This is a genomic window from Spongiactinospora sp. TRM90649 (genome assembly GCF_029382225.1).
Lineage (GTDB): Bacteria > Actinomycetota > Actinomycetes > Streptosporangiales > Streptosporangiaceae > Spongiactinospora.
In genome coordinates this window covers 1-515 of record NZ_JARLTC010000116.1, presented here as the reverse complement: position 1 = coordinate 515, position 515 = coordinate 1, and the positions used below count along the sequence as shown (strand labels likewise).

The window sequence follows — 515 nt, the reverse complement described above, 5'->3', positions numbered from 1 at the left end:
GCGTGGCGGAAGGATCGCCGTGAGCGTTCCGTCCTGGATTCATGGCGCTACCAGGTGTCCTGGACCCCGCTGGAGGCGGGCCGGGCATCCCTGGACGGCCACTGGCTGGTGGCCGGTGCCGACGACCGGCTCAAGCAGGCATTGCGGTCGCTCGGTGCATCGGTAAGCGAGACCGTTGACCCGGACGTCGAGTACGCGGGCGTGCTCTCGACGCTCGACGCGGCGGCCACGCTGGAACTTCTCCAGATCCTGGAAGTCGACGCCCCTGTGTGGGCGGTGACCCGTGGCGCGGTGTCGGTCGGCCGTTCGGACAACCTGACGGATCCGGTCGCGGCGCAGGTGTGGGGCTTGGGCCGGGTGGCGGCGCTGGAGCTGCCGGATCGGTGGGGCGGTCTGATCGACCTGCCCGCCGAGCTGGATGAGCGGGCCATCAGCCGTCTTGGCTGGGTGCTAACCGGTGGTTCGGGTGAGGACCAGGTCGCGGTGCGCGCCTCCGGCGTGTACGGCAGGCGCCT

Annotated in this window: 1 pseudogene; it reads left to right on the top strand. The window is 70.9% G+C overall.

Annotated elements, in window-relative coordinates:
- Positions 1 to 54 precede the first annotated feature (54 nt).
- Positions 55 to 515, top strand: a pseudogene (locus P3X83_RS43235) (hypothetical protein); the annotation flags it as partial.